The sequence below is a fragment of the Kribbella sp. NPDC050124 genome, assembly GCF_044460355.1.
GTDB lineage: Bacteria > Actinomycetota > Actinomycetes > Propionibacteriales > Kribbellaceae > Kribbella.
In genome coordinates this window covers 45,658-71,139 of the sequence record NZ_JBITJU010000016.1, presented here as the reverse complement: position 1 = coordinate 71,139, position 25,482 = coordinate 45,658, and the positions used below count along the sequence as shown (strand labels likewise).

Annotated in this window: 23 protein-coding genes and 1 riboswitch; of the genes, 12 read left to right on the top strand and 11 right to left on the bottom strand. The window is 70.0% G+C overall.

Annotated features, from left to right (window positions below):
* Positions 1-4: 4 nt before the first annotated feature.
* Positions 5-1,138 (top strand): N-methyl-L-tryptophan oxidase, encoded by a 1,134-nt coding sequence (gene solA, locus ACIBL3_RS30530; protein WP_396357172.1) that lies wholly within the window; start codon positions 5-7, stop codon positions 1,136-1,138.
* Here solA and ACIBL3_RS30525 read toward each other — a convergent pair.
* The 5 genes from ACIBL3_RS30525 to ACIBL3_RS30505 all read right to left on the bottom strand — a co-directional run bounded on the left by ACIBL3_RS30525 (position 1,135) and on the right by ACIBL3_RS30505 (position 6,679).
* Positions 1,135-1,929, bottom strand: a complete 795-nt coding sequence (locus tag ACIBL3_RS30525) for a sirohydrochlorin chelatase (protein ID WP_396357171.1) — start codon at positions 1,927-1,929, stop codon at positions 1,135-1,137. The genes solA and ACIBL3_RS30525 overlap by 4 nt on opposite strands.
* Positions 1,926-3,212 (bottom strand): sulfate adenylyltransferase subunit 1, encoded by a 1,287-nt coding sequence (locus tag ACIBL3_RS30520; protein WP_396357170.1) that lies wholly within the window; start codon positions 3,210-3,212, stop codon positions 1,926-1,928. The genes ACIBL3_RS30525 and ACIBL3_RS30520 overlap by 4 nt, the downstream gene beginning before the upstream one ends.
* Positions 3,212-4,168, bottom strand: a complete 957-nt coding sequence (gene cysD / locus ACIBL3_RS30515; protein ID WP_396357169.1) for a sulfate adenylyltransferase subunit CysD — start codon at positions 4,166-4,168, stop codon at positions 3,212-3,214. Before cysD ends, ACIBL3_RS30520 begins: the two co-directional genes overlap by 1 nt.
* Positions 4,165-4,851 (bottom strand): phosphoadenylyl-sulfate reductase, encoded by a 687-nt coding sequence (locus ACIBL3_RS30510; protein ID WP_396357168.1) that lies wholly within the window; start codon positions 4,849-4,851, stop codon positions 4,165-4,167. The genes cysD and ACIBL3_RS30510 overlap by 4 nt, the downstream gene beginning before the upstream one ends.
* A gap of 142 nt (positions 4,852-4,993) precedes the next feature.
* A complete protein-coding gene (locus tag ACIBL3_RS30505) occupies positions 4,994-6,679 on the bottom strand; it encodes a nitrite/sulfite reductase (RefSeq protein WP_396357167.1) in 1,686 nt (561 codons plus the stop codon).
* Positions 6,680-7,208: 529 nt separating this feature from the next.
* On the opposite strand from ACIBL3_RS30505, the gene ACIBL3_RS30500 reads away from it, so the two are divergent.
* Genes ACIBL3_RS30500 through ACIBL3_RS30475 form a run of 6 tightly spaced genes read left to right on the top strand, consistent with a single transcriptional unit; the run spans position 7,209 to position 13,948 of the window.
* Entirely contained in the window at positions 7,209-8,072 is an 864-nt protein-coding gene (locus ACIBL3_RS30500) for an FAD binding domain-containing protein (RefSeq protein ID WP_396357166.1), read from the top strand.
* Position 8,073: 1 nt separating this feature from the next.
* On the top strand, positions 8,074-8,553 hold the full coding sequence (locus tag ACIBL3_RS30495) for a (2Fe-2S)-binding protein (RefSeq protein ID WP_396357165.1): 480 nt from the start codon (positions 8,074-8,076) through the stop codon (positions 8,551-8,553).
* Complete coding sequence (locus ACIBL3_RS30490) at positions 8,550-10,925, top strand: aerobic carbon-monoxide dehydrogenase large subunit (protein ID WP_396357164.1); 2,376 nt, start codon at positions 8,550-8,552, stop codon at positions 10,923-10,925. Before ACIBL3_RS30495 ends, ACIBL3_RS30490 begins: the two co-directional genes overlap by 4 nt.
* A gap of 15 nt (positions 10,926-10,940) precedes the next feature.
* Positions 10,941-11,843, top strand: coding sequence for an XdhC family protein (locus ACIBL3_RS30485; protein ID WP_396357163.1), 903 nt, complete (start codon positions 10,941-10,943; stop codon positions 11,841-11,843).
* Complete coding sequence (locus ACIBL3_RS30480) at positions 11,836-12,726, top strand: AAA family ATPase (RefSeq protein ID WP_396357161.1); 891 nt, start codon at positions 11,836-11,838, stop codon at positions 12,724-12,726. The genes ACIBL3_RS30485 and ACIBL3_RS30480 overlap by 8 nt, the downstream gene beginning before the upstream one ends.
* Positions 12,719-13,948, top strand: a complete 1,230-nt coding sequence (locus ACIBL3_RS30475) for a VWA domain-containing protein (RefSeq protein WP_396357160.1) — start codon at positions 12,719-12,721, stop codon at positions 13,946-13,948. Before ACIBL3_RS30480 ends, ACIBL3_RS30475 begins: the two co-directional genes overlap by 8 nt.
* A gap of 79 nt (positions 13,949-14,027) precedes the next feature.
* Here ACIBL3_RS30475 and ACIBL3_RS30470 read toward each other — a convergent pair whose 3' ends face one another.
* The 3 genes from ACIBL3_RS30470 to ACIBL3_RS30460 all read right to left on the bottom strand — a co-directional run bounded on the left by ACIBL3_RS30470 (position 14,028) and on the right by ACIBL3_RS30460 (position 17,751).
* Complete coding sequence (locus tag ACIBL3_RS30470; RefSeq protein WP_396357159.1) at positions 14,028-14,501, bottom strand: GbsR/MarR family transcriptional regulator; 474 nt, start codon at positions 14,499-14,501, stop codon at positions 14,028-14,030.
* A gap of 48 nt (positions 14,502-14,549) precedes the next feature.
* Positions 14,550-16,016, bottom strand: coding sequence for a glycine hydroxymethyltransferase (locus ACIBL3_RS30465; protein WP_396357157.1), 1,467 nt, complete (start codon positions 16,014-16,016; stop codon positions 14,550-14,552).
* A gap of 28 nt (positions 16,017-16,044) precedes the next feature.
* A riboswitch (ZMP/ZTP riboswitch) is annotated at positions 16,045-16,126 on the bottom strand.
* Complete coding sequence (locus ACIBL3_RS30460) at positions 16,123-17,751, bottom strand: acyl-CoA dehydrogenase family protein (RefSeq protein ID WP_396357156.1); 1,629 nt, start codon at positions 17,749-17,751, stop codon at positions 16,123-16,125. (Overlaps the previous riboswitch by 4 nt.)
* A gap of 18 nt (positions 17,752-17,769) precedes the next feature.
* On the opposite strand from ACIBL3_RS30460, the gene ACIBL3_RS30455 reads away from it, so the two are divergent.
* The 3 genes from ACIBL3_RS30455 (at position 17,770) to ACIBL3_RS30445 (ending at position 20,945) form a co-directional block, all read left to right on the top strand.
* A complete protein-coding gene (locus ACIBL3_RS30455) occupies positions 17,770-18,969 on the top strand; it encodes a YihY/virulence factor BrkB family protein (protein WP_396357154.1) in 1,200 nt (399 codons plus the stop codon).
* 148 nt (positions 18,970-19,117) lie between these two features.
* Complete coding sequence (rsgA, locus tag ACIBL3_RS30450; protein ID WP_396357153.1) at positions 19,118-20,185, top strand: ribosome small subunit-dependent GTPase A; 1,068 nt, start codon at positions 19,118-19,120, stop codon at positions 20,183-20,185.
* A 16-nt stretch (positions 20,186-20,201) separates the two neighbouring features.
* Positions 20,202-20,945, top strand: a complete 744-nt coding sequence (locus tag ACIBL3_RS30445; RefSeq protein ID WP_396357151.1) for an SDR family NAD(P)-dependent oxidoreductase — start codon at positions 20,202-20,204, stop codon at positions 20,943-20,945.
* An 11-nt stretch (positions 20,946-20,956) separates the two neighbouring features.
* Here the strand turns inward: ACIBL3_RS30445 and ACIBL3_RS30440 are convergent, their stop codons facing one another.
* Positions 20,957-21,718: a hypothetical protein gene (locus ACIBL3_RS30440; protein WP_396357150.1), complete on the bottom strand. Its 762-nt coding sequence runs from the start codon at positions 21,716-21,718 to the stop codon at positions 20,957-20,959.
* Between the two features lie 227 nt (positions 21,719-21,945).
* Between ACIBL3_RS30440 and ACIBL3_RS30435 the strand changes: the two genes are divergently transcribed.
* Positions 21,946-22,797 carry a DMT family transporter gene (locus ACIBL3_RS30435; RefSeq protein ID WP_396357149.1) on the top strand — a complete coding sequence of 284 codons (852 nt, stop codon included), beginning with the start codon at positions 21,946-21,948 and terminating at the stop codon, positions 22,795-22,797.
* A gap of 5 nt (positions 22,798-22,802) precedes the next feature.
* Here the strand turns inward: ACIBL3_RS30435 and ACIBL3_RS30430 are convergent, their stop codons facing one another.
* A complete protein-coding gene (locus ACIBL3_RS30430; protein WP_396357148.1) occupies positions 22,803-23,651 on the bottom strand; it encodes a helix-turn-helix transcriptional regulator in 849 nt (282 codons plus the stop codon).
* A 184-nt stretch (positions 23,652-23,835) separates the two neighbouring features.
* Between ACIBL3_RS30430 and ACIBL3_RS30425 the strand changes: the two genes are divergently transcribed.
* Positions 23,836-24,612, top strand: coding sequence for an SDR family oxidoreductase (locus ACIBL3_RS30425; RefSeq protein WP_396357147.1), 777 nt, complete (start codon positions 23,836-23,838; stop codon positions 24,610-24,612).
* 9 nt (positions 24,613-24,621) lie between these two features.
* On the opposite strand, the gene ACIBL3_RS30420 is transcribed toward ACIBL3_RS30425, so the two are convergent.
* A complete protein-coding gene (locus ACIBL3_RS30420) occupies positions 24,622-25,407 on the bottom strand; it encodes an alpha/beta fold hydrolase (RefSeq protein WP_396357146.1) in 786 nt (261 codons plus the stop codon).
* Positions 25,408-25,482: the final 75 nt, after the last annotated feature.

Below are 25,482 nucleotides of genomic sequence, written 5' to 3'. Positions count from 1 at the left end.
CCGGGTGGAGACTCTGCGAGCGGATGTCGTGGTGGTTGGGCTGGGCGCGTTCGGGTCGGCGGCGTTGTGGCGGCTGGCGGCGCGCGGGGTGAACGTGATCGGGATCGAGCGGCAGGGGATCGGGCATCCGTTCGGGTCCTCGCACGGGACCACGCGGCTGTTCCGGGTCGCGTGCATGGAGCACCCGGGGCTGACACCGATCGCGCGGAAGTCGGTGGAGTTGTGGACGAGCCTGAGCGAGCGGACGGGTGAGGTGTACGTCCGCCAGACGGGCTCACTCAATGTCGGCGCACCGGACAGTCATCCGGTGAGTGGCGCTCGCCGGGCCGCGGCCGCGGCCGGTGCGTCGACGACCGATCTGAGCCACGACGAGCTGGCAAGCAGGTTCCCGCAGTACGACCTGGCCGCGGAGGACGTGGCGGTCTGGGATCCGGGGGCGGGCATTTGCTACGCCGAGCCGACCGTCCGGGCGCACGTTGCGGAGGCGCAGAAGCTGGGCGCCACGGTGTATCCGCACACGATGGTGACCGGGATCGACGTCGAGTCAGGCCACGTGACGGTCCAGACGCCGACGATCGCCGTTCAGGCGGAGCAGGTCGTCGTGTGTGGCGGGGCTTGGCTCGGGAAGCTCGTGCCGGGATTGCCGTTGTCGCCGCGTCGTACGCCGTTGTTCTGGTTCCAGCCGAAGGACGCGGGCTCGGAGGCGTTCCGGCTGGCGAACTTCCCGGCGTTCATCTGGGAGTTCCCGGACGGGCGCGGGCTGTGGGGGCACGGATCCGACGAGGACTTCCTGGTGAAGGTCGGACTGGACGGGGCGCAGCGGGACCGTGGCGTCGATCCGGACGAGCTCGATCGGTACATCCATCCGCGGAAGGACATCGCGGAGCTCTCGGCGGCGGTCGCGGGGCACTTCCCGGAGCTCGATCCGGAGCCGGTGAAGGTGATCCCGTGCATGGTGACGGACTCGCCGGACGGTCAGTTCCTGGTCGGGCGGCGGGACGAGCGGCTGGTGATCGCCGGCGGCGACAGCGGCCACGGCTTCAAGCACTGCGCCGGCGTCGGTGAATTGCTCGCCCAAATCACCACGAAGGAGACGCCCTATACGGACGTCTCCTTCGTGGATCCGTTGCGCTATTAAGCCGTGCGGACCAGCTCGGGCCGTACGACGGTTGGCCGGGGAGCCGGCGCGAGGGTGAGGAGGTCGAGGCCGGCCACGCCGTACCGGAGGAGGACCAGGCGGGCTACCTCGGCGCTCACACCGAGCGGGCGGGAGACGGCGACTGCGCCGGCGCGACGAGCGGTCGACTCGGCGCGGTCCGGGAGCACACCCGGCGCCAGGAAGAGGGAGCCGACTGCAACGTGCCGGCGACCCTCCAGCCGCCACTGCAGGACAGCCTCAGCCGGGGACGGCGACGCGGCGCAGGTGAAGGCCGCGGTGACCGGGAGCTTGTGCCGCTGACCCCACAGCCGCGCGAGGCGGGTGACGCTCGCGTTCGCCTGCGAGTCGCTCGAACCGGCGCACGCCAGCACCAGCGCGTCCAGCTCCCGCACCCGGCCGTCCTTGAGCTCGGCCCGCATCCGGCGGTCCAGGACGTCGAGCAGCGTCTCGTCGTACCCGAGCACGTCCGAGGCGATGATCCGCAGGTCCGGGAACCGGGTGCGGGCCTCGTCGACGACGGCCGGGACGTCGATCCGGGCGTGGTACGCCGACGACAGCAGCAGCGGCAGGACGACGACTTCCTCCACACCCTCCGCGGCGAGCTTGCCGATCACCTGGTACGGCGTGGGCGGGCAGTGGTCGAGGAAGGAGGCTTCGATCCGCAGGTCGTCACGCAGGTCGCGCAGGCACTTGACGAGGGCGTGGACGGTGGCGGCCGAACGCGGGTCGCGGCTGCCGTGGGCGAGGATCACGAGCGCTGGAGCAGTCACAGCAGTTCCCCTTCTTCGTCGTCGATCATGCCGGCTGCGAGCGTCCACCCGTCGTGGGCGTCGATGAGCAGGAACGATCCGGTGATGGCGTTGCTGGAGTACGGGTCGGCGGCCAGCGGTGCGGCGACCTTGAGTTGCACCTTGCCGATGTCGTTCAGGTCGAGCCCGGCGGCGTCGATGACTCCGAGCGTGTCCAGGTCCAGCGCGCCGTTGATCTTGGTCACGATGGCCTGGGCAGTGGTGGTGGTGTGCTTGATCAGCACCCGGGCGCCCACGGTCAGCGGGCGGTCGGACAGCCAGCACACGGTGGCGGCCAGTTCCCGGCGGGTGCCGGGGGAGGCCTCGGCCGCGACGATCACCGAGCCGCGGGCGACGTCGATGTCGTCGGCCAGCCGGACGGTGACGGCCTCGCCGGCGACCGCGGACGGCCGTTCGGCGACCGCGGTCGAGGTGGCGGTGACGACGGCCTTGTCGATCCCGGCCACCGAGGTACGGCGACCGGCCGGCAGCACGACCACCGGGTCACCGACCGAGACGGTGCCGGAGGCAACGGTTCCGGTGTAGCCGCGGTAGTCGCGGTACTCGTCGTCGGTCTGCGGCCGGATCACGTACTGGACCGGGAACCGCAGCGGCTGCTGGGAGTTGTCGATCCGGCCGGTCGCGTTCTCCAGGTACTCCAGCAGGGTCGGGCCGTCGTACCAGGCGGTCTCGGCGGATCGCTCGACCACGTTGTCCCCGACCAGCGCGGACACCGGGATGGCGTGCACGTCGGCGATCCCGAGCTGGTCGGCCAGGTCGTTGACGTCCTTGGCGATCCCGGTGAAGACGGCTTCGTCGTACCCGACGAGGTCGATCTTGTTCACCGCGAGGACGACGTGCGGGACCCGGAGCAGACCGGCCACGGCCAGGTGCCGGCGGGTCTGCTCGAGCACTCCGTGGCGGGCGTCGACCAGGATGATCACCACGTCCGCGGTGGACGCGCCGGTCACCGTGTTGCGGGTGTACTGCACGTGCCCGGGGCAGTCGGCCAGGATGAACGAGCGCTTGTCGGTGGCGAAGTACCGGTAGGCGACGTCGATGGTGATGCCCTGCTCACGCTCGGCCCGCAGCCCGTCGGTGAGCAGTGCGAAGTCGAAGTCGCCGCCCCGCGCCGCGGACACCGTCTGTACGTGCGCGATCTGGTCGGCGAGGATCGCCTTGCAGTCGTGCAGCAGCCGGCCGACCAGCGTGGACTTGCCGTCGTCGACCGAACCCGCGGTCGCGAGGCGGAGGAGCGTGCTCATCAGAAGTACCCCTCTCGCTTGCGGTCTTCCATCGCGGCCTCGCTGACCCGGTCGTCGGCGCGCGTCGCGCCACGCTCGGTCAGCTCGCTGGCCGCCACCTCGACGACCACCTCGGCTGCCGACGACGCGGTCGAGGCGACGGCGCCGGTGCAGGACATGTCGCCGACGGTGCGGTAGCGCACCACCCGGTTGGTGACGGTCTCGCCGTCGCGGGGCTGGGAGTACGGGCCGACGCCCAGCAGCATGCCGTCACGCTCGAACACGTCCCGCTGGTGGGCGTAGTAGATGCTCGGCAGCGCGATCTGCTCGCGCTCGATGTAGTGCCACACGTCCAGCTCGGTCCAGTTCGACAACGGGAACACCCGCACGTGCTCACCCGGGCGGTGCTTGCCGTTGTACAGCGACCACAGCTCCGGACGCTGGTTGCGCGGGTCCCACTGGCCGAACTCGTCGCGCAGGCTGAAGATCCGCTCCTTCGCCCGGGCCCGCTCCTCGTCGCGGCGGCCACCACCGAACACCGCGTCGAACCGGTGCCCGTTGATCGCGTCCAGCAACGGAATCGTCTGCAGCGGGTTGCGGGTGCCGTCCGAGCGCTCCCGCAGCCGGCCGTCGGCGATGTACTCCTCGACGCTGGCCACCTCCAGCCGCAACCCCAGCGCCTTCACCGTGGCGTCGCGGTAGGCCAGGACCTCGGGGAAGTTGTGGCCGGTGTCGACATGCAGCAGCGAGAACGGGACACCGGCCGGCGCGAACGCCTTCCGGGCCAGGTGCAGCATCACGATCGAGTCCTTGCCACCGGAGAACAGGATCACCGGACGCTCGAACTCCGCCGCCACCTCGCGGAACACGTGGATGGACTCGCTCTCCAGCGCGTCCAGCTCGGTGACGGTCGTGGTGTTCAGGGGTTCCTCCGGGGCGGCGATGGTTTCGGTCGGCGTGTCGATCGTGGCGGTCATGTGTGCAGCCCGCATTCGACCTTGCCCGTGCCGGCCCAGCGGCCGCTGCGCGGGTCCTCACCGGGGGCGACGCGCTGGGTGCACGGTTCGCAGCCGATCGACGGGTAGCCGTCGTACTGGAGCAGGTTCACCAGCACGCCGTTGTCGGCGATGTAGGTGTCCAGGTCCTCCTGGGTCCACGGCGCGATCGGGTTCAGCTTGACCATGTCGCGCTTCTCGTCGTACTCGACCACCGGGGTGTTCGCCCGGGTCGGCGCCTCCTCGCGGCGGATGCCGGTGACCCAGGCCTTGTAGCCGGACAGGTACCGGTTGAGCGGCTCGACCTTGCGGAGCGCGCAGCACTTGTTCGGGTCGCGGTCGTGGAGTTTCTCGCCGTACTCGGCGTCCTGCTCGGCGACCGTCTGCTTCGGGGTGGCGTTGACCAGGTTGATCGGCAGCGTCGCCGCCACCGCGTCGCGGGTGCCGATCGTCTCGGCGAAGTGGTAGCCCGTGTCGAGGAACAGTACGTCGACACCGGGGGCCGCCTCGGCTGCGAGGTGGGGGAGTGCCCCGTCTGCCATCGAGGCGGTCACCACCAGTTCGTCACCGAAGGTCTCCCGCGCCCACGCCAGCAGCTCGTGCGCCGAGGCGTCGGCTAGTCGTTCGTTCGCCTCTTCGGCGAGCGTCTTCAGATCAGTACTCATTCCACCGTCACCCGCAGTCCGATCATCTTCAGCTGGAACACCCGTGCACACGGCCGGCACTCCCAAGCGCCGTGCCCTTCCTCGGAAGGACGAAGGTCCTCGTCCCCGCAATAAGGGCAGTACAACGGTGCTGCTCGCTCGCTCACTGAAGTGCCTCCTCGTCTGCTCGGGTGACCCACTGGGCGAAGCGCTCGCCCTCGTTGCGCTCCTTCAGGTAGTTCTGGGTGATGCGCTCGACGTAATCGGCCAGAGCGGCCGAGGTGACCTTGTGGCCGCGCAGCTTGCGGCCGAAGCCGGCGTCCAGGCCGAGGCCGCCGCCGAGGTGGACCTGGTAGCCCGGGACCTGGTTGCCGTCGTCGTCGCGGACCAGCTGGCCCTTGAGGCCGATGTCGGCGACCTGGATCCGGGCGCAGGAGTTCGGGCAGCCGTTCACGTTCACCGTGATCGGGACGTCCAGCTCGGGGATCCGCTGCTCGAGCTCGTCGATCAGCTGCGCGGCCCGGGCCTTGGTCTCGACGATCGCCAGCTTGCAGAACTCGATCCCGGTGCAGGCCATCGTGTTCCGCCGCCACGCCGACGGCCGGGCCTGGTAGCCGAGCTCGGCGAGCTGCTCGACCAGCGACTCGACCTTCGACTCCTCGACGTCCAGCACGATCAGCTTCTGCTGCGCGGTGGTCCGGATCCGGTCCGACCCGTGCGCGGCGACCACGTCGGCCACCTTGGCCAGCGAGCTGCCGGACACTCGGCCGACCACGGGCGCGACGCCGACGAAGTACCGGCCGTCCTTCTGCTGGTAGACGCCCACGTGGTCGCCCTGGACCGCGGGGACCTCAGGCGCCGGGCCGTCGATCAGCTTGCGCTTGAGGTACTTCTCCTCGAGCACCTCGCGGAACTTCTCCGCACCCCAGTCGGCCATCAGGAACTTCAGCCGGGCCCGGTTCCGCAGCCGCCGGTACCCGTAGTCGCGGAAGATGCTGGTGACCCCCCACCAGGCTTCGGCGACCTCGTCCAGCGGGATCCAGGTGCCCAGCCGCTGGGCGAGCATCGGGTTCGTCGACAGGCCGCCGCCGACCCACAGGTCGAAGCCCGGCCCGTGCTCGGGGTGGACGACCCCGACGAAGGCGATGTCGTTGACCTCCGGTACGACGTCGTGTGACGGGTGACCCGTCATCGCGGTCTTGAACTTCCGCGGCAGGTTGGAGAACTCCGCCGACCCGATGTACTTCTCGACGATCTCGTCGATGGCCGGCGTCGGGTCGATGATCTCGTCCGCGGCGATCCCGGCGACCGGGCTGGAGATGACCACCCGCGGCACGTCGCCGCACGCCTCGGTGGTGTAGAGCCCGACAGCCTCGAGCTTCTGCCAGATGGCCGGCACATCCTCGACCCGGATCCAGTGCAGCTGGATGTTCTGCCGGTCGGTGATGTCGGCGGTGTCGCGCGCGTACGTGCTGGAGACCTCGGCGATCACCCGCAGCTGCTCGGTGCTGAGCTGGCCGCCCTCGATCCGGACCCGCAGCATGAAGTAGCGGTCGTCCAGCTCCTCCGGCTCCAGCGTGGCGGTCTTGCCGCCGTCGATGCCGGGCTTGCGCTGGGTGTACAGCCCCCACCAGCGGAACCGGCCGCGCAGGTCGGCGGGGTCGATCGAGTCGAAGCCGCGATGCGCGTAGACGTTCTCGATCCGGGCCCGGACGTTGAGGCCGTCGTCGTTCTTCTTGTTCTCCTCGTTCTTGTTCAGCGGCTCGCGATAGCCGAGCGCCCACTGACCTTCGCCCTTGCCCTTGCGGGGGCGGGCGGGCTTGCGGGGAGCAGACGTGACGCCAGTCATCCGGGAGGGTGTCCTTGTCCTCGTGACAGGTGCGTCCGCGGGCTGCGGTATCGAAGCGTCGTCGGTTCGATGCGTTCCGCGGTGCGCACCCAGCGGTGATCGGGGTGATCAGGGGGCCGTCGTTGGCCCGGCGGGGTGGCTGTCAGAACATCGAAGGACAACAGATGGCGCTGCGCATCCGCCCGAGGTCGACGTGAATCCGACCTACGAGATGAGTGGAGCGGGCAGCGAGCATGGTGTTAAGCGTCAGCGTCAACGCCTGACAAATCAACTCCCAATCCTGCATCGTGAGACCAAATCTCACGATGTGGCTATGTCTAGCAGCCTGGTCGGGATTGTTTCGGGCGCATTTCCTCCCTGTCGACGGTCCCGCGACCGATCAGCTGCCGACCGAGAGATGGCTCACATCGGCGGGGTCTGGCTGATTGCGGTCGGGGGGCGGCGGAGGGACCATGCAAGTAGTTGAACGTTGACCAGCCTCAGCCCGGGGCGCGTCCGACCGAGTCCGGGGGGATGCATGCAGGTACCTGTGAGTTTCGAGTACGCCAGGGCGACCAGCGTCGAACAAGCCATCGAACTGCTCGGCCGCTACGGTCCGGAGTCCCTGGTGGTCGCCGGCGGTCACAGCCTGATCCCGATGATGAGATTGCGCCTGTCGAGACCTGAGGCGCTGATCGACATCAACCCGATCACCGAACTGTCGTACCTGCGCGTCGAGGGCGACGAACTGCTGATCGGTCCGCTGCTCTGCCATGCGGAACTGCTCGCCTCCGCGGTGGTCGGCGAACACTTCCGGATCTTCGCCGACGCCGAGCGGGTCATCGCCGACCCGGTCGTCCGCAACTGGGGCACGGTGGGTGGATCGCTGTGCCAGGCCGATCCGGCCGAGGACCTGTCCGCCGCCTTCGCCGCCGTCAGTGCGACCGCGGTGATCCGCGGACCGGGCGGTACCCGGACAGTCCCGATCCGGGAGTTCCATCTGGGGCCGTACGAGACGGTGCTGGAGCCGGGGGAGCTGTTGGTCGAGGTACGGGTGCCGATCCGGCCCGGCGGCGGCAGTGCCTACGAGAAGGTGGAGCGCCGTACCGGCGACTGGGCTGTGGCCGGGGCCGGCGCCGTACTGTGGCTCGACGGCGACGTTGTCGAGGATGCCGGCATCGGGTTGACCGCCGTCGGAGCCGAGCATTTCGTGGCTGCTGAGGCCGAGGACTTCCTGCGCGGGCAGCCCGCGACAGACGCAAGCTTCGTGGAGGCCGGGCGGCTCGCCGCGGAGCACTGCAACCCGTGGGCGGACCAGCGAGGTCCGGTCGACTACAAGCGCCACCTCGCGGGCGAGTTGACGACGCGGGCGCTGCGCCGGGCCGCGGCCCGGGCGCGGGGTCAGGAGGAATGACATGCAGATCTCGGTGACGGTCAACGGGCAGGAGTACACCCACGATGTCGAGCCGCGGCTGCTCCTGGTCCATTTCCTCCGCGACACGCTGCGTCTGACCGGCACGCACTGGGGATGTGACACCTCGCAGTGCGGCACCTGCGTGGTGTGGCTGGACGGCCGCCCGGTCAAGTCCTGCACAGTGTTCGCCGTGATGGCGGACGGCCGTGAGGTCCGTACAGTCGAAGGGCTGGAACGCGACGGGGAACTCGATCCGGTGCAGCAGGGCTTCGTGGAGTGCCACGGCCTGCAGTGCGGCTTCTGTACGCCGGGCATGATGATGACCGCCCGCTGGCTGCTCGACCACAACCCCGAGCCGTCCGAGCCGGAGATCCGGGAGGCCATCTCGGGTCAGCTGTGCCGCTGCACCGGCTACGAGAACATCGTGCGGGCGGTCCGCTGGGCCGCTGAGCACCCCGCGGCCGAGAAGGTGACGACATGACCGCGACCGGCGAGCGGACGCCGATGGGTTTCGGACGGATGATCCGCAAGGAGGACGCGCGCTTCATCCGGGGACGCGGCAACTACGTGGACGACGTACAACTGCCCGGCATGCTGTACGGCGCCGTCCTGCGCAGCCCGTACGCGCATGCCCGCATCACGTCCGTCGACACGACGGCCGCCGAGGCGCACCCGAAGGTCAAGGCGGTCATCACCGGCCAGACGCTCGAAGGTCTGAACCTGGCGTGGATGCCCACTCTGTCGTACGACGTCCAGGCGGTGCTGGCGACCGACAAGGTGCGTTTCCAGGGGCAGGAGGTGGCGTTCGTCGTCGCCGAGGACCGGTACGCCGCCCGCGACGCGCTCGAACTGATCGACGTCGACTACGAGCCGCTGCCCGCGGTGGCCGACGCCCGCCACGCTCTCGACCCGGACGCCCCGGTGATTCGCGACGACCTCGAGGGCCGGACCGACAACCGGATCTTCGACTGGCAGGCCGGCGACCGGGCCCGGACCGACGCGGTGTTCGAGTCGGCCGAGGTGGTCGTTGCCGAGGACATCTTGTATCCCCGGGTGCACCCCGCGCCGCTGGAGACCTGCGGGGCGGTGGCCGACTTCGACAAGGTCACCGGCAAGCTGACCCTCTGGTCGACCACCCAGGCCCCGCACGCCCACCGGACGGTGTACGCCTTGGTCGCCGGGTTGCCCGAGCACAAGATCCGGGTGATCTCGCCCGACATCGGCGGCGGCTTCGGCGGCAAGGTCCCCGTCTACCCCGGCTACGTGCTCGCGATCGTCGGTTCGATCGTGACCGGCAAGCCGGTGAAATGGGTGGAGGACCGGTCGGAGAACCTGATGAGCACCGGGTTCGCCCGGGACTACCACATGCACGGCGAGATCGCCGCCACGCCGGACGGCAAGATCCTCGGTCTGCGGGTCAAGGTGCTCGCCGATCACGGGGCGTTCAACGGCACCGCGCAGCCGACGAAGTTCCCGGCGGGCTTCTTCCACGTGTTCAGCGGTTCGTATGACCTCCAGGCGGCGCATTGCGACGTCACCGGCGTCTACACGAACAAGGCGCCTGGCGGCGTCGCGTACGCGTGCTCGTTCCGGATTACCGAAGCCGTCTACCTGGTCGAGCGGATGGTCGACGTACTGGCCGCCGAGCTCGGCGTGGACCCGGCCGAGCTGCGGATGAAGAACCTGCTCCGGCCGGAGCAGTTCCCGTACAACTCGCCGACCGGCTGGGAGTACGACTCGGGCGACTACCCGCGGGCGCTGCAGCTCGCCATGGACATGGTGGGCTATGCCGATCTCCGCCGGGAGCAGGCCGAGAAGCGGGAGCGCGGCGAGTTGATGGGTGTCGGCGTCAGCTTCTTCACCGAGGCGGTCGGTGCGGGGCCGCGCAAGCACATGGATATCCTCGGCCTCGGTATGGCCGACGGCGCCGAGCTCCGCGTCCACCCGACCGGCAAGGCGGTCCTGCGGATCTCGGTGCAGTCGCAGGGGCAGGGCCACGAGACGACGTTCGCCCAGATCGTCGCCGAGGAGCTCGGCATCTCACCGGACGACGTCGAGGTGGTGCACGGCGACACCGACCAGACGCCGTTCGGGCTCGGGACGTACGGCTCGCGCTCGACGCCGGTGTCCGGGGCGGCCACGGCCGTGGTGACGCGCAAGGTGCGCGAGCGGGCTCGCATCGTTGCCTCCGCCATGCTCGAGGTGTCGCCGGACGACCTGGAGTGGGAGAAGGGCCGATGGTTCGTGAGGGGCGATCCGGACCAGGGCAGGACGATCCAGGAGATCGCGATGGCCGCACACTCCGGGCTCGAGCTGCCGGAAGGAGTCGAGGGGCACCTGGACGCGACGTGCGTGTATGACCCGCCCAATCTCACCTACCCGTTCGGCGCCTACATCTGCGTCGTCGACGTCGACCCGGGCACCGGGAAGGTCACGCTGCGGAAGTTCGTCGCCGTGGACGACTGTGGGGTGCGGATCAACCCGACGATCGTCGAGGGGCAGGTGCACGGCGGCCTTGCGGACGGCGTCGGGATGGCGCTGATGCAGGTGATGGCCTTCGATGACGACGGCAACCATCTCGGGTCGACCTTCATGGACTACCTGTTGCCGACGTCGATGGAGTGCCCGTCGTGGGAGCTCGGGGAGACCGTCACGCCGTCGCCGCACCATCCGATCGGGGCCAAGGGCGTCGGGGAGTCCGCCACAGTGGGCTCACCGGCGGCGGTCGTCAACGCGGTGGTGGACGCGCTCCAGCCGCATGGCGTACGACACGTGGACATGCCGCTTACCCCGGCCAACGTGTGGCGCGCCATCCAGGGCCGGCCGTTCCGCACCGACCTGGCCATCACCTAACGCCGGTGCAGAGAGATGACCCGATCCGACCTGCAGCTTCGCGCGAACCACCTGCGGTCCGGGCGGACGCCGTACGTCGTGGCCACCGTGGTCCGCGCGGAACGCCCGACCAGTGCCAAGGCCGGTGACAGTGCGCTGCTCCTGCCCGACGGAACGCTCGAGGGGTTCGTCGGCGGAACCTGCGCCGAGTCCACCGTCCGGCTGGAGGGGCTGCGGCTGCTCGAGACCGGCGAGTCGACGCTGCTGCGGATCACCCCGGCGGCGGACGAGCGGGAGGTGGTCGAGGACGGGTTGGTCACCGTCGGAAACCCTTGCCTGTCCGGCGGAACCCTGGAGATCTTCCTGGAGGCGATGATCCCGGCGACGCTCGTCCACGTGTTCGGTGATGCGCCGATCGCCCGTGCGCTGGTCCAGGTGGGGGAGGCGCTGGGGTACGACGTTCGCGCCACCGGCGACCCCGAGGAGCCGTTCCCGGCGGATACGGCCGCGGTCGTGGTCGCGTCCCACGGCAGGCACGAGCAGCGAGTGCTCGCCGGGGCTGTCCGGGCCGGCATTCCGTACGTCGCCCTGGTAGCCAGCCGTCGGCGGGGCCACGCGGTGGTCGCCGAACTGGACCTCAGCGAGGACGAGAAGGCGCGCGTGCACACCCCGGCCGGGCTGGACATCGGGGCCCGTGCGGCGCCGGAGATCGCGTTGTCGGTGCTCGCCGAGATCATCGCCACCCGGCCCCGGCCGGCGCGGCAGGTCTCGGTGCCGGCCGTGCTGCCGACCGAGGCCGTCGACCCGGTGTGCGGGATGACCGTCGCGGTCACGGCGGAGAGCCTGCGCCTGGAGCACGACGGAAAGGTCTGGCACTTCTGCGGCCCGGGCTGCCGTCAGGCCTTCGCAGACGATCCCGGGCGCTATCTCGATGAGTGACCCAGCCACCGGGGTGACCGACATCGCCGAGCTGAGTGCCCGGCTGGAGGCGACCGGCTACCTGGCCGCCGAACCGCTGGCGACCGCGATGTTTCTCGGGATCCGGATGCGACAGCCGATCCTCCTCGAGGGCGAGCCGGGTGTCGGCAAGACCGAGGCCGCCAAGGCTCTTGCCGCCGCGCTCGACACGCGGCTCGTGCGGCTGCAGTGCTACGAGGGACTGACGGCTGCCGAGGCTTTGTACGAATGGAACTACCCGCGCCAACTGCTCGCGATCCGGCTCGCCGAGGCTCGGGGCGAGGTGCTGCACGACGCGGACCTCTTCGGTGCGGAGTACTTGCTGCCGCGGCCGCTGCTCCAGGCGATCCAGCATCCCGGGCCACGGCCGGCGGTGCTGCTGATCGACGAGGTGGACCGCGGGGACGACGAGTTCGAGGCGTTCCTGCTCGAGGTGCTGGCGGAGTCGGCGGTGACCATTCCGGAGCTCGGCACGCAGCGCGCGGCGTTGCCGCCGGTCGCCGTGCTCACGTCGAACCGCACCCGCGACCTGCACGACGCGTTGAAGCGACGATGCCTCTACCACTGGATCGGCTATCCGGACACTGGCCGGGTCGCGGCGATCATCCGCCGTCGGGTGCCTGACGCCGCGGACTTTCTGGCCGAGCGGGTGGCCGGCGCGGTGGAGCGCCTGCGCGGACTGGACCTGCAGAAGCCGCCTGGGATCGCCGAGGCCATCAGTTGGGTGACGGCGTTGCACGTCCTCGGGCTGGACGGGTTCGACGCCGCGGCCGCGGAACAGACCCTCGGTGCGGTGCTGAAGTACCAGGAGGATCAGGACACGGTACGGGCGGTAGGCCTGGCCAAGGTGGTCGGTGGTGGCTGAGCCGGGCGCCGTTGCTGACCTCCCGACTCTGGTGGCCCGGTTCGGAGCAGCGCTTCGCCTGGCCGGCCTGCCAGTCGGTCCGGACCGCTGCGAACGCTTCGCCCGGGCGATCACCCTGGTCCGTCCGGACACGAGCGCCGTGCTCTATCACTGCGCTTTGGCGACGCTGGTGTCCGATCCGGCGCAGATCGACGTACTCGACCGAGTCTTCGCCGCCGTGTTCGGCGGTCTGACGGATCCTGCCGACGGTCGCGGTGACGCGAACGCCGTACCTCTGCCCGAGCCCCGTGGCGACTCACCGGCGATGCACGGCACATCCGGAGCTGACCAGCCGAGCTGGTTCCACGGCGGCGCGTCGACGAAGAGCGGACCCGACGACGGACCGCCCGGCGAGGTTCCGTTTCGGGCGGTGGCCACCGCCACCGAGCGGCTCGCCACCCGCGACTTCGCGGCACTCTCGCCGGCCGAGTTGCTGGCCCTCGCCGATCTGATGCGGCGGCTGTCGCTGATCACGCCCACCTACCAGTCTCGTCGGTTCCGCCTGGCGTCGTACGGCTCGCGTGTCGAGCTGCGGGCGACGCTCCGGCATGCCCGACGTACCGGAGGCGATCCAGTCCGGCTGATCATGCGCAGGCGACGCGAGCGCCACCGGCGGCTCGTTGTACTGTGCGATATCTCCGGATCGATGGAGCCGTACGCCCGCGCGATGCTCCAACTGCTCTACTGCGCGGCGGGTGGGCGACGGGCCGAGGTGTTCACCTTCGCGACCCGGCTGACCCGGCTTACCAAGGTGCTCGCCAGGTCGCGACCCACGGTCGCGCTGGAACGCGCCGCGGCGGCTGCACCGGACTGGTCCGGCGGAACCCGGATCGGTGCGGCGCTCAAGGACTTCAACGACAGGTACGGCTGCCGTGGGCTGGCCCGTGGAGCGGTGGTCCTGGTCATCTCCGATGGCTGGGAGACAGGTGATCCCGCCCGGCTCGGCCAGCAGTTGGCGCGGCTGTCCCGGATCGCCTATCGCATCGTCTGGGCCAACCCGCGAACGCAAAGCCCGCGCTACCGCCCACTGGTCGGGGGAATGGCCGCAGCCTGGCCGTACTGCGACTCAGTGGTCAGCGCCCACTCCCTGTCCGCCCTCGAGGACCTCGAAGCCGCCCTCGGCACTCCCCGAACGGCGGTCAGCCGGTTGAGCAGCCGGAGTGCCGCGATTCCGGCCTTGTAGAGCGGGACCCGGCGGCGCATGATCCGGGTCTCCAACGCGATCCGCTCGGCGCTGCCGAGCCATTCCGGGCCGGTCAGGGTCATCGGGGGTGATCCACCCGCCAGCTCCTGATCAGTTGCTCCAGATCCCTGTGGATGAAGGCGAAGTAGTCCGCGGCCTCGCACAGCCGGCGGCCGACGGGGGTGTCCAGGCCGAACAGCTCGGCCCCCGAGCGACTCGTCGACTCCCACTCGGCGAGCGCGCTGTTGCGGCGCTCGAGGATCGCGGGGAACACGTCGTCGCGGATCCGGTAGTGGTCCTTGCGCGACCCCGGGATCCGCTCCCGCGTGATGAAGCCGACCTGCAGCAACTGCCGTACGGCGCCGGACACCGCCGGCTGGCTGATCCGCAGGGACTCGGCCAGCTCGGCGGACGTCAACGTGCCGGTCGGGCTGACCAGCATCCGCCCGATCACCCGGGCGGACATGGTCGGCACGCCGCTGTTCGCCAGGACGCCGGCGAAGTGCTCGACGAACTGACTGATCTCTTCCGGAGCCGGGTCAGGGTGCGGCATGGCCGCACCCTACCGCAACTATCACAAGGTTCTGATAGTTCGAGCCGGTCAGCTCAGCTCGAGTCCCGGGTACAGCGGGTGCTTGTCGAGCAGCTCCGCGGACGCGGCCTTGGTCTTGTCCGCGACACCGTCGGCCAGCACGTACTTCGCCTTCGACGGCGCACCCGCCGAGGTCGTGGTCGGCGTGGTCGACGACAGCACGTCCACGATCAGCTCCGCGACCCGGTCGAACTCGTCGGCCCCGAAACCGCGGGTGGTCAGCGCCGGCGTGCCGATCCGGACGCCGGAGGTGTACCAGGCGCCGTTCGGGTCCCGCGGTACGGCGTTCCGGTTGGTCACGATGCCCGCGTCCAGCAGGGCCGACTCGGCCTGCCGCCCGGTGATCCCGTACGACGAGACGTCGAGCAGCACGAGGTGGTTCTCGGTGCCGTCGGTGACGAGCTTGACGCCCCGCTTCATGAGGCCGTCGGCCAGCGCGACCGCGTTGTCCGCGACGGCCTGCGCGTACTGCTGGAACGAGGGCTGCCGGGCTTCGGCCAGCGCGACCGCCTTCGCCGCCATCGTCTGGCTGAGCGGGCCACCGAGGACCATCGGGCAACCACGGTCGACGGAGTCGGCGTACTCGGGCTGGCACAGCACCATGCCGCCGCGCGGGCCGCGCAGCGACTTGTGCGTCGTGGTCGTGGTGACGTGCGCGTGCGGCACCGGGTCGAAGTCGCCGGTGAACACCTTGCCCGCGACCAGACCGGCGAAGTGCGCCATGTCGACCATCAGGGTCGCGCCGACCTCGTCGGCGATCTCGCGCATCGTCGCGAAGTTCACCTTCCGCGGGTACGCCGAGTAGCCCGCGATCAGGATCAGCGGCTTGAACTCACGGGCCTTGCGCGCCACCTCGTCGTAGTCGAGCAGCCCGGTCTCCGGGTCGGTGCCGTAGGAGTGCTGGTTGAACATCTTGCCGGAGATGTTCGGCCGGAAGCCGTGGGTCAGGTGACCGCCGGCGTCCAGCGACATGCCGAGCATCTTCTGGTCGCCGAGCGCCTTGCGGAGCTTGGTCCAGTCCTCCTCGGTGAGGTCGTTGACGTGCTTCGCGCCGGCCTCGGCCAGCGCCGGCGACTCGATCCGCTGCGCCAGGATCGCCCAGAACGCGACCAGGTTCGCGTCAATGCCGGAGTGCGGCTGGACGTAGGCGTGCGGGGCGTCGAACAAGGCCTTGGCGTGGTCGGCGGCGGCCTGCTCGACGGTGTCGACGTTCTGGCAGCCGGCGTAGAAGCGGTGCCCGATGGTGCCCTCGGCGTACTTGTCGGACAGCCAGTTGCCCATCGTCAGCAAGGTGGCGGGGGAGGCGTAGTTCTCGCTCGCGATCAGCTTCAGCGAGGAGCGCTGGTCGGCCAGCTCGGACTTGATCGCACCGGCGATCGTGGGCTCGACGGAGGCGATCACCTCGAGCGCGTTGCGGTACGCGGCCGATGCGGCGGCGGCATCGAAGGGTGCGGTGTTGTCGATGGATTGAGGCATCGTTGTCTCTCCTGCGGTTGCAGTGGGTCGAAGGCACCCAGGCGCACGGTGCCGACGGTCTTCGCTCCCCGGTGGTTCTCCACCTCAGCGCGCCAGTCGCGACGCTTCACCCTATCGTGCGCTCGACGATCGCCTGGAACGGTGTGGTCCTCGGCAGCGTGCCGAAGACGCCACCCCAGTCGTTCGCCAGCCGGGAGGCCGCGAACGCGTCCGCGACGTCGGGTGTGGAGTGCCGGATCAGCAGCGAAGCCTGCAGGCACAACGCCATCCGGGCGGCCAGCCGGCGCGCCCCTGCCTCGGCTCCTTCGATGTCAGCAAGCGCTTGCAGTACGTCGTTCACCGCGGCGTCGAGCCGTTGGTCCGCGCCCTGGACCGAGGCCAGCTCCGTCAGCCACGCCTCGAGCGACTCCGGTCGCCGGAGCGCCCGCAGTACGTCGAGCGCGTTGACGTTGCCCGATCCCTCCCAGATCGAGTTCAGCGGCGACTCCCGGAACAACAACGGCAGCCCTGACTCCTCGACGTACCCGTTGCCGCCCAAACACTCCAGCGCCTCCGCCACCATGAACGGTGTCCGCTTGCAAACCCAGAACTTCGCCAACGGCAAAGCAATTCTTCGGAACGCCGACGCCTGCTCGTCACCGTTGACGGAGGCATCGACCGCGGCGGCCAACCGCATTCCCAGCGCGGTCGCAGCCTCACTCTCCAGCGCAAGGTCGGCCAGCACGTTCTGCATTGCGGGCTTGTCGGCGAGCAGGCCACCGAACGCCGAGCGGTGGTGGGTGTGCCAGGTGGCTTCCACGAGGGCTCGGCGTTGGAGGGCGGCTGAGCCGAGGACGCAGTCGAGACGGGTGGCGGCGACCATCTCGATGATGGTGCGGACGCCGGCGCCCTCGTCGCCGAGCCGGTAGCCGACGGTGCCGTGGAACTCCACCTCGCTGGACGCGTTCGACCGGTTGCCGAGCTTGTCCTTCAGCCGCTGCAGGGCAAACGCGTTCCGGTTGCCATCGGCAAGCACCCGCGGCACCACGAAGCAGCTCAGCCCCTCCGGCGCCTGCGCCAGCACCAGGAAGACGTCGACCTGCGGCGCCGAGCAGAACCACTTGTGCCCGTTCAGCTGGTACTCGCCGTCACTCCCGGTCGGCGTCGCCGTGGTGAGGTTCGCCCGGACGTCGGACCCGCCCTGCTTCTCGGTCATCCCCATCCCGGCGAGCACGCCCGCCTTGTCCGCCGCGGGCAGCCGGCGGACGTCGTACTGCGTCGACGCGAGCTGCGGGATCCACGCCTTTGCGAGCTGCTCGTCGGCCTTCAGCGCCGGTACGGCGGCGTACGTCATGGAGATCGGGCAGCCGTGACCAGGCTCGACCTGGGACCACAGGTAGAACCCGGCAGCCCGCGTCAGGTGCGGCGACGGCCCGTCGCTGGTCCACGGCGCCGCCTGCAGCCCGAAGCCGACAGCCTTCTCCATCAACCAGTGCCACGCCGGGTGGAACTCGACCTCGTCGACGCGGTGCCCGTAGCGGTCGTGGGTACGCAGCACCGGCGGGTTCTGGTTCGCCGGCAACGCCTGCGCGAGCGCCTCCTCGGACCCGGCCAGCTCGCCGATCCGGCGCAGACCGGGATCGTCCGCGACGCCGCCGTACGGACGCAGAGCGTCACTGAGCGCCGCGTCCCGGGTGAAGAAGTTCACCCCCCGCAGTGGTGGGGCCTGGTTCGTTACCGCGAAAGGGTCCGCCATGTCAGTACGGTAAGCGGTATGGCACGTTCTGGGGCAGGACCCACGGGTGGGAGCTCCCTCTCATTGGCATGGGTCCGCAAGATCCCGGCGACGACCTGGAAGCTGCTCACCCAGACCGTCGGCGTCTGCCTGCGCTACCGGGTCACCGGCCTGGCCGCGGAGGGGGCGTTCTTCGCCATCTTGTCGCTGCCGCCGCTGATCTTCGGGCTGGCCGGAAGTCTGGGCTACATCGCCAGCCGGTACTTCGAGGCCGAGACGATCGACGAGATCAAGCAGCAGATCGCCGACCTGGCCGCCCGGGCGCTGACCGTCGACTCGGTCCAGAGCGTGATCGTGCCGACTCTGGACCAGGTGCTCAGCGGCGGCCGGCCGGACGTGATCTCGATCGGTTTCGTGCTCGCCCTGTGGTCCGGCAGCCGGGCGCTGAACGTGTTCGTCGACACCATCACGATCATGTACGGGATGGGCGGCAAGCGCGGCATCGTCCGGACCCGCGCCCTGTCCTTCTCCTTGTACTGCGCCGCCCTCGTCATCGGCGTGATCGTGCTGCCGCTGGTGCTGGCCGGCCCGGATGCGGTGAACGCGCTGCTCCCGCACCGGCTGGACTTCCTCAACCAGCTGTACTGGCCGGTGGTCACGATCCTGTCGGCGGGCTTCCTGAACACCCTCTACCACCTGTCGGTGCCGGTCCGGACGCCGTGGGTGTCGGACCTGCCGGGGTCGTTCCTGGCGTTGTCGATCTGGATCCTGGGCAGCTTCGTGCTGCGCTGGATCCTGCAGAGCACGGTCGGCGGGACCTCGATCTACGGTCCGCTGGCGGCGCCGATCGCCGTACTGATGTGGCTCTACATGACCGCGATCGCAGTACTGATCGGGGCGGCGCTGAACGCGGTGGTCGACCGGCTCTGGCCGCACAAGGCGCGGGCGGTGGAGAAGACCGCCGAGGAGGCGTCCGGCAAGGCCGAGGTGAAGGCGGACAAGGCCGCCGAGGACGAGATCGAGCCGGTGATGAAGGCCGAGCCCGACCCGCACCACCACGAGCACACCTTGACGCCGGTCGACGAGCCGCCCCCCGTCGTGCCGAAGGCGCCGGCGGCCGAGTCCGACGGGAAGAGCAGAGCCGAGGGGACGGCTGCCGCCGATGGGCAGGTCATGGAGCGCAAGCCGGAGCCGGTCGGAAAATCCGGTGCGCAGAGTGACCCCGACGACCTACGCTGACGGCACCAGCCGGTCCTCGACCAGGACCCCAGGACTTCGAAGGGAGGCGGCCGCCATGAGCTCGTACCGGGCCCACCGGGCCGACGTCTCCCGTACTGTCCGTCCGCTGAGCTGACCTCGCGGCCGGACCCTCTGAAAGGTTCGCCGCATGTCCGCAACACTGCAGGCCCTGGGGCTCGACAGCACCACGGCCGAATTCCTCACCACCGTCCCGGACGACCTCGTGCCGGGGCGCGTCGCCCGCGTCGACAAAGGCCTGGCGACGGTGCTCACCGAGGACGGCCCGGTCCGGGCGACCTGGTCCGGTGCTCTGCTCGCCGCGATGGCCCACGACCCCCAGGCCGGCCCATGTACAGGGGACTGGGCCGTACTGCGGTTCTGGCCGGACGACCGGATCACGCTGGAGTCGCTGGGCCCACGCCGTACGGCGATCGTCCGGGCAGAAGCCAGCGGTACGTCGAAGGGCCAGGTGCTGGCCGCCAACATCGACGTCATCGCGATCGTGGTCGGCCTGCACCCGGAGCCGAACATCGGCCGGATCGAACGCTTCCTCGCGCTGGCGTGGGAGAGCGGTGCGCGACCGGTCGTCGTACTGACCAAGTCGGACCTCGTCGGTGATGCGGACGCGATCGCGGACGACGTGGCGCGGGCTGCGCCTGGTGCTGACGTGCTGGTCTGCAGTGCGGCGACAGGCGACGGCCTGACGTCAGTGCAGGCTCTGCTGGCAGGTGACGCGACCGTGGCGCTGCTGGGGTCGAGCGGTGCGGGCAAGTCGTCGCTGGTGAACGCACTGGCCGGGGTGGAGCTGCTGGACGTGCAGGAGATCCGTGACGACGGCAAGGGGCGGCATACCTCAGTGCGGCGTGAGCTGATCGTGCTGCCGAGCGGTGGAGTCGTCATCGACACGCCGGGGTTGCGGGGTATCGGGCTGCAGGAGTCCGGTGAAGGTCTCGCGGCTGCGTTCCCGGACATCACGGCGCTGGCCGAGCAGTGCAAGTTCAAGGACTGCGCGCACGTCACCGAGCCCGACTGCGCAGTGCGGGCGGCGCTCGAGGACGGCAGTCTCCCGTACCGCCGCTACGAGAGCTGGACGAAGCTCCAGCGCGAGGCGGCTTTCATGGCCAGACGGTCCGACGCCCGCCTGCGCGCCGAGGCGAAGAAGGCGTGGGCCCGCGCCTCGAAGGCCTACCGCAGGGATTTCAAGCCACGGTCCTGATGAAAGGATCGGGGGCATGGATCGAGCGGTGTTGGTGACGGGAGCTTCACGGGGGATCGGCGCGGCGGCGGCGCGGGCGTTCGCGGCGGCGGGGGACCGGGTTGCGGTGCATTACGGCTCGTCTGCCGAGTCCGCGGCGATGGTGCTGAAGGAACTGCCGGGTTCCGGTCATGTGCCGGCGCACGCTGATCTCGCCGACCCGGAGGCGATCCAGATGATGGTCGACGACGCTGCGGCTGCTCTCGGCGGCATCGACGTACTGGTGAACAACGCCGGCGTGTACCACCCGCATCGCATTCGCGAGGCGACGTACGCCGAATGGCAGCAGGCGTGGGCCGACACGCTCGCGGTGAACCTGGTCGGCCCGGCGAACGTCGCGTACTGCGCGGTCCGGCACATGGGCCGCGGCGGGCGGATCGTGAACGTGTCGTCGCGCGGCGCGTTCCGGGGCGAGCCGAACCAGCCCGCGTACGGCGCCTCGAAGGCGGGCATCGTGTCGTTCACCCAGTCGCTGGCGCGGGCGCTCGGCCCGGAGGGGATCGCGGTGACCGCGATCGCGCCCGGATGGACGACGACCGACATGGCATCGGTGCACCTGGTCGGCGAGGGCTACGAGCGGCGGCGGCTGGAGAGCCCGCTGGAACGCGTCGCCGACCCGTCCGAGGTCGCGGCGGCGATCCTGTACTTGGCCTCACCCGAGGCCGAGTTCGCGACCGGCACCGTGCTTGACTTCAACGGCGGCTCACACCTGCGCATGTAGCCGCATTCGGCTCAGCCGCCGCCGTCGCCGCCGCCCCCGCCGCCGTCGCCCCCGCCGCCGTCGGCCCAGCCGCCGCCCATGTCGTGGTCCGCGGTGTAGTGGCCGGCCGAGCCCCAGGAGGTCGCGCTGGGGAGGTCGAAGCTGGCCAACGCGATGTAGCTCGCGCCGGCCCCGGCGCCGAAGTACCCATGCCCGTACGGCGCGACCGCGGCGCCGGCCTCCCAGTACGGCACCCGCCGGCTCCCCAAGATGACGAACCGGACCGCGGGCTCGTCGCCGGACCGGATCCGGGCCGCATCCTGCGCACACGCCGGGACTGTCCGCGTGCCCACCTTCGGCTGCGTCCAGACGATGTCTGTCGTCGAGGGGCCGTGCTGCGGGTTGAAGAAGCACGGCACCCGGCGCTCCGGCACCGGCTCGCCGCGGACCCGCGCCTGCACGCAGACGATCGCGTAGCGCCCGGTGGCCAGGGCGTCGGTGACACTGCTGATGTCGTCCGCCTTCCGGATCCGCTGGACCGCGCGCTGTGCCGCTTCATACGCGTCGAGGGCGACCTGATAGTCCGCCTGCCCGTCGGGATCAAGCGGTTGCCCGGCCACCCCGGCGTCTAGCCGCCGCAGTTCCTCCCCGAGCAGCGTCACGTCCTCGTCCGCCAGTTTGCGGACCTCTTCGAGCTCCTCCGCGTCACCGCGCTGCGCAGCCCGCCGGTCCCAGACATAGCGACCCGCGAGCACCACCCCACCGCCCCCAAGCGCGGCAAACAGCCACCACATCCATCGACAGTACCTCCGCAGCCATCACCCGTCAGCCGGTTGAGCGGAAAACAACTCGGCGGCCCCGGGATCGCCTTGCTAAGGTCACGGCCGTGCATCGAATCATCACTCCGCCGGCCGCCGCTTAGCGGACGGCCGACCCCACTGTGCCCGGGTGACTGACCTGGGCTTCCTCGGGCTGTTCGCAGACGCCCCGATCTCTTCATGCGAACACCCTGGAGTGTCTGATGCACCACCGTCTCGCGCCGTCGTCGGCGCGTGGTCTCCTGTACGTCGCCCTCGCCGGAGTCGCCTGGGGTACCGGCGGGCCAACCGGAGCGCTGCTGTTCCAGCACAGCGGTCTCGGTTCGACAGCTGTCTCGTTCTGGCGACTGCTCGGCGGCGCCTTGTGGCTCGCCCTCGCTTGCCGCCTGCTCCGCCGCGGTCCGATTGTCCAGCAGCTCGCGGCATCGCCCTTGCGCTACCTGCTGAGCGGCCTCGGTCTGGCCGTCTGTCAACTCGGCTACTTCGCCGCGATTCCGCGAGTCGGTGTCGCTGTCGCGACCGTCATCGCTCTCGGCGCCGGTCCGCTCCTGATCGCGCTCGGCGCTCGGGAGCGCATCACCTGCACCCTGCTCCTCGCTCTGGTCGGGCTGGCGCTGCTCGTCTCCGGTGGGGGAGGGACTGGATCCGGCGCGGTCGTCGGGATCGCCTGCTCGCTCCTATCGGCTGCCGGCTACGCCCTGAACACGCTGCTCAACCGCAACCAGCAGGACCCGATCACTAGCTCCTTCCTCGGGTTCGCCGCCGGCGCCACCCTACTGTTGCCGTTGGCAATGACAACCGGTCTGGTCCCGACCCCGATCAGCTGGCCGCTGCTCGCGTACTTCGGCCTGGTCCCGACCGCACTCGCCTACGCACTGTTCTACTCCGGTCTTCGGGCAATCCGTGCCTCGACCGCAGCCGTGATCGCCCTGATCGAACCGTTGCTGGCAGCGTTGATCGGCGTACTCGCGTTTCACGAGCACCTGACGCCGCTCAGCCTCACTGGTGCCGGTGTGCTCCTGGTCGCCGTACTGCTGCAAGCGCGGCGGGAGTAGGCACGTCAGCCGGCCGGTTGCGTGGTGGTCCAGCTGGTGAGGAGTTGCAGGGCCGCTGCTGTCGGGGAGCCGGGCTCGACGTTGTAGACGCAGAGGGACTGCTCGGCGTCGCCCGGGACCTGGAACGCCTCGTAGGAGAACTCCAGGTCACCGGCGACCGGGTGGTGGTAGGTCTTGCGGCCGTGGGTCCGGCGCAGGACGCGATGGTCGTTCCACCAGCCGGTGAACTCGGGACACCGCAAAGTGAGCTCGCCGACCAGATCGGCGAGCTGGCGGTCGTGCGGCGAGCGGCCGGCCTCCAGCCGGAGCATCGCGACCGTCTCGGCGGCGATCTGCTCCCAGTCTGCAACCCGCTCGCGAGCCACCGGGTCCAGCAGGTAGAACCGCGCCAGGTTGCGGCGCGTGGCCGGCAACGCGCCGAAGTCGGTCAGCACCGCACGGGCGAGCCGATTGGTCGCCAGTACGTCGGTGCGCCGCCCGATGATGAACGCCGGGACGTGGTCGAGCGTCTGCAACGTCAGGTACAGGCCCGGCCGGACCCGTTGCGGCGCGGCCGGCGTACGACGAGCCGGCTTCGGCTTGGCGAGCAGATCGGTGAGGTGTTCGCGCTCGACGGTGTCGAGTTGGAGCGCGCGCGTCAGTGCGTCGAGGACCTCGGGCGACGGGTTGCCGGCGCGGCCTTGCTCCAGGCGCGTGTAGTACTCGGTGCTGACTCCCGCGAGCCGGGCCACCTCGTCACGCCGTAGCCCCGGCACCCGGCGAGCCCGCCCGTCCGCGGGCAGGCCGGCCTGCTCGGGCGAGACGGCGGCCCGACGCGAGCGGAGGAAGTCGGCGATCTCGGCACTGCGTTCCATTGCTTCAGTGTCCCGGATCCGCGGAGCCGAGGACGCCCGGATGGGTGGCCCTGTCGGTACCAGGTTTCCGGGTGCCTGCCTGGACAGGGTCTGTTCCAGGCCGATTTCGGCGTTCCCGGACTGGTCTGCTGAAGAGGTGGCCGGGATCGCCGGCCGGTCGTCTTCTCTGGAAGGTACGCAACACATGACCACACAAGCTGTCGCCAAGCCCCTCACCGGTCGCGTCGCGGTGATCACCGGTGCATCGAGTGGCATCGGCGAAGCCTCCGCCGAACACCTCGCGGCACTGGGCGCGACCGTTGTCGTGCTGGCCCGGCGGGCCGAGCGCCTCGCTGAGCTGGTGACTCGCATCGAGAAGGAAGGCGGAACGGCGCTCGCCGTGGCCGTCGACATGACCGACGCCGCGGCGGTGCAGGCAGCCGCGGCTCGGGTCGCCGCCGAGCTGGGCGGCGCGGATCTGCTGTTCAACAACGCCGGCGTGATGCTTCCGGCACCCGTGACGGAACTGGCCACCGAGCAGTGGCAGCGCCAGATCGACCTCAACATCACCGGTCTGATGAACGCGATCGCCGCGTTCACGCCGCAACTGGTGGCCGCGGCCGCCGAGCGTGGTGTCGCAGACCTGATCAACACCTCCTCGATCGCCGCGCAGAACATCTTCCCGACCTTCGCCGTCTACGCGGGCACCAAGGCCTTCGTGACGCACCTGTCGCGGCACCTGCGCGCCGAGCTGGGGTCGCAGAACGTCCGGGTCTCGGCGCTCGAGCCGGGCATCGTCGGCACCGAGCTGCAGAGCCACGTGACCGACGAGGGCGCGCTCGAGTGGCTGGCCGGATCCAAGGAGTCCATGGAGTGGCTGACCGCGGAGGATGTCGCCCAGACTGTCGGCTTCATCGCGAGCCTTCCGGCCAGGGTGAACCTGCAGCAGGTGACGATCATGCCGACCGGTCAGGCGAGCTGATCCCACGAGTCACTCCGAGGCGCGGTGCAGCCATTCACGGACCAGCGCCCCGAACAGCTCGGGTTGCTCGAGCTGAAGGTTGTGCCCGGCAACATCCAGTACGGCGTACGTCGCCCGCGGGTAGTGGGGGAGTAGCGCGTACTGGTCCTCGTAGCCCGTGACCGAGTCCTGCCTGCCGCAGACGATCAGCGTTGGACGGTGGTAGGCAGGACCGCTCTCGGGTGCGACGGTCAGCGCCCAGCTGTTCTTCTGGATCCGGTCGAGCGCGGCGGTGTCGGCCGCGGCGAGCCCCGGCGCGATGTCCGAGCGGTACGCCTGCAACGCGGCCGCGGTCCGGACGACGGCGATGTCGGTGAAGTCCTCGCCCTCGGCCAGTGACTCGAGCACACCTGGCTCGGTCCGCAGCGCGACGTGCTCTGGGACGGTCCGGTCGGCGTGCATGAGGGCGGTGCCGATCGGGCAGATCAGGGCGAGGCCGAGGACCTGCTCCGGCCGCTCGGCGATCAGTCCGCGCGCGAGGTAACCGCCGTATGACTCTCCGAGCAGGAGGAACGGCTCGGCGCCGATCTGCTCGTCGATGAACGCGCGCAGCTCGGCCATGATGCCGTCGGAGCTGTCGATACCGCCGGCCGGTGACTGCCCCATCCCGGGGAGGTCCGGGTAGAGCCGCCGGTAGCCGGGGACCTCGGCGAACACGGGCTCCAGGCAGCCGGTCATCAGCCGGTGGTCGGGGGTCCAGCCGTGGAGCGCGAGGACCGGAACGCCTGCACCGAAGGACTCGTGGTGGAGTGCCATCGTGGTCGCCTTTCGCCGGGGTGCCGATCGGGTCTCGATCGAGCCGGGGACAGTTCTAACAACCCCCGCCGACAG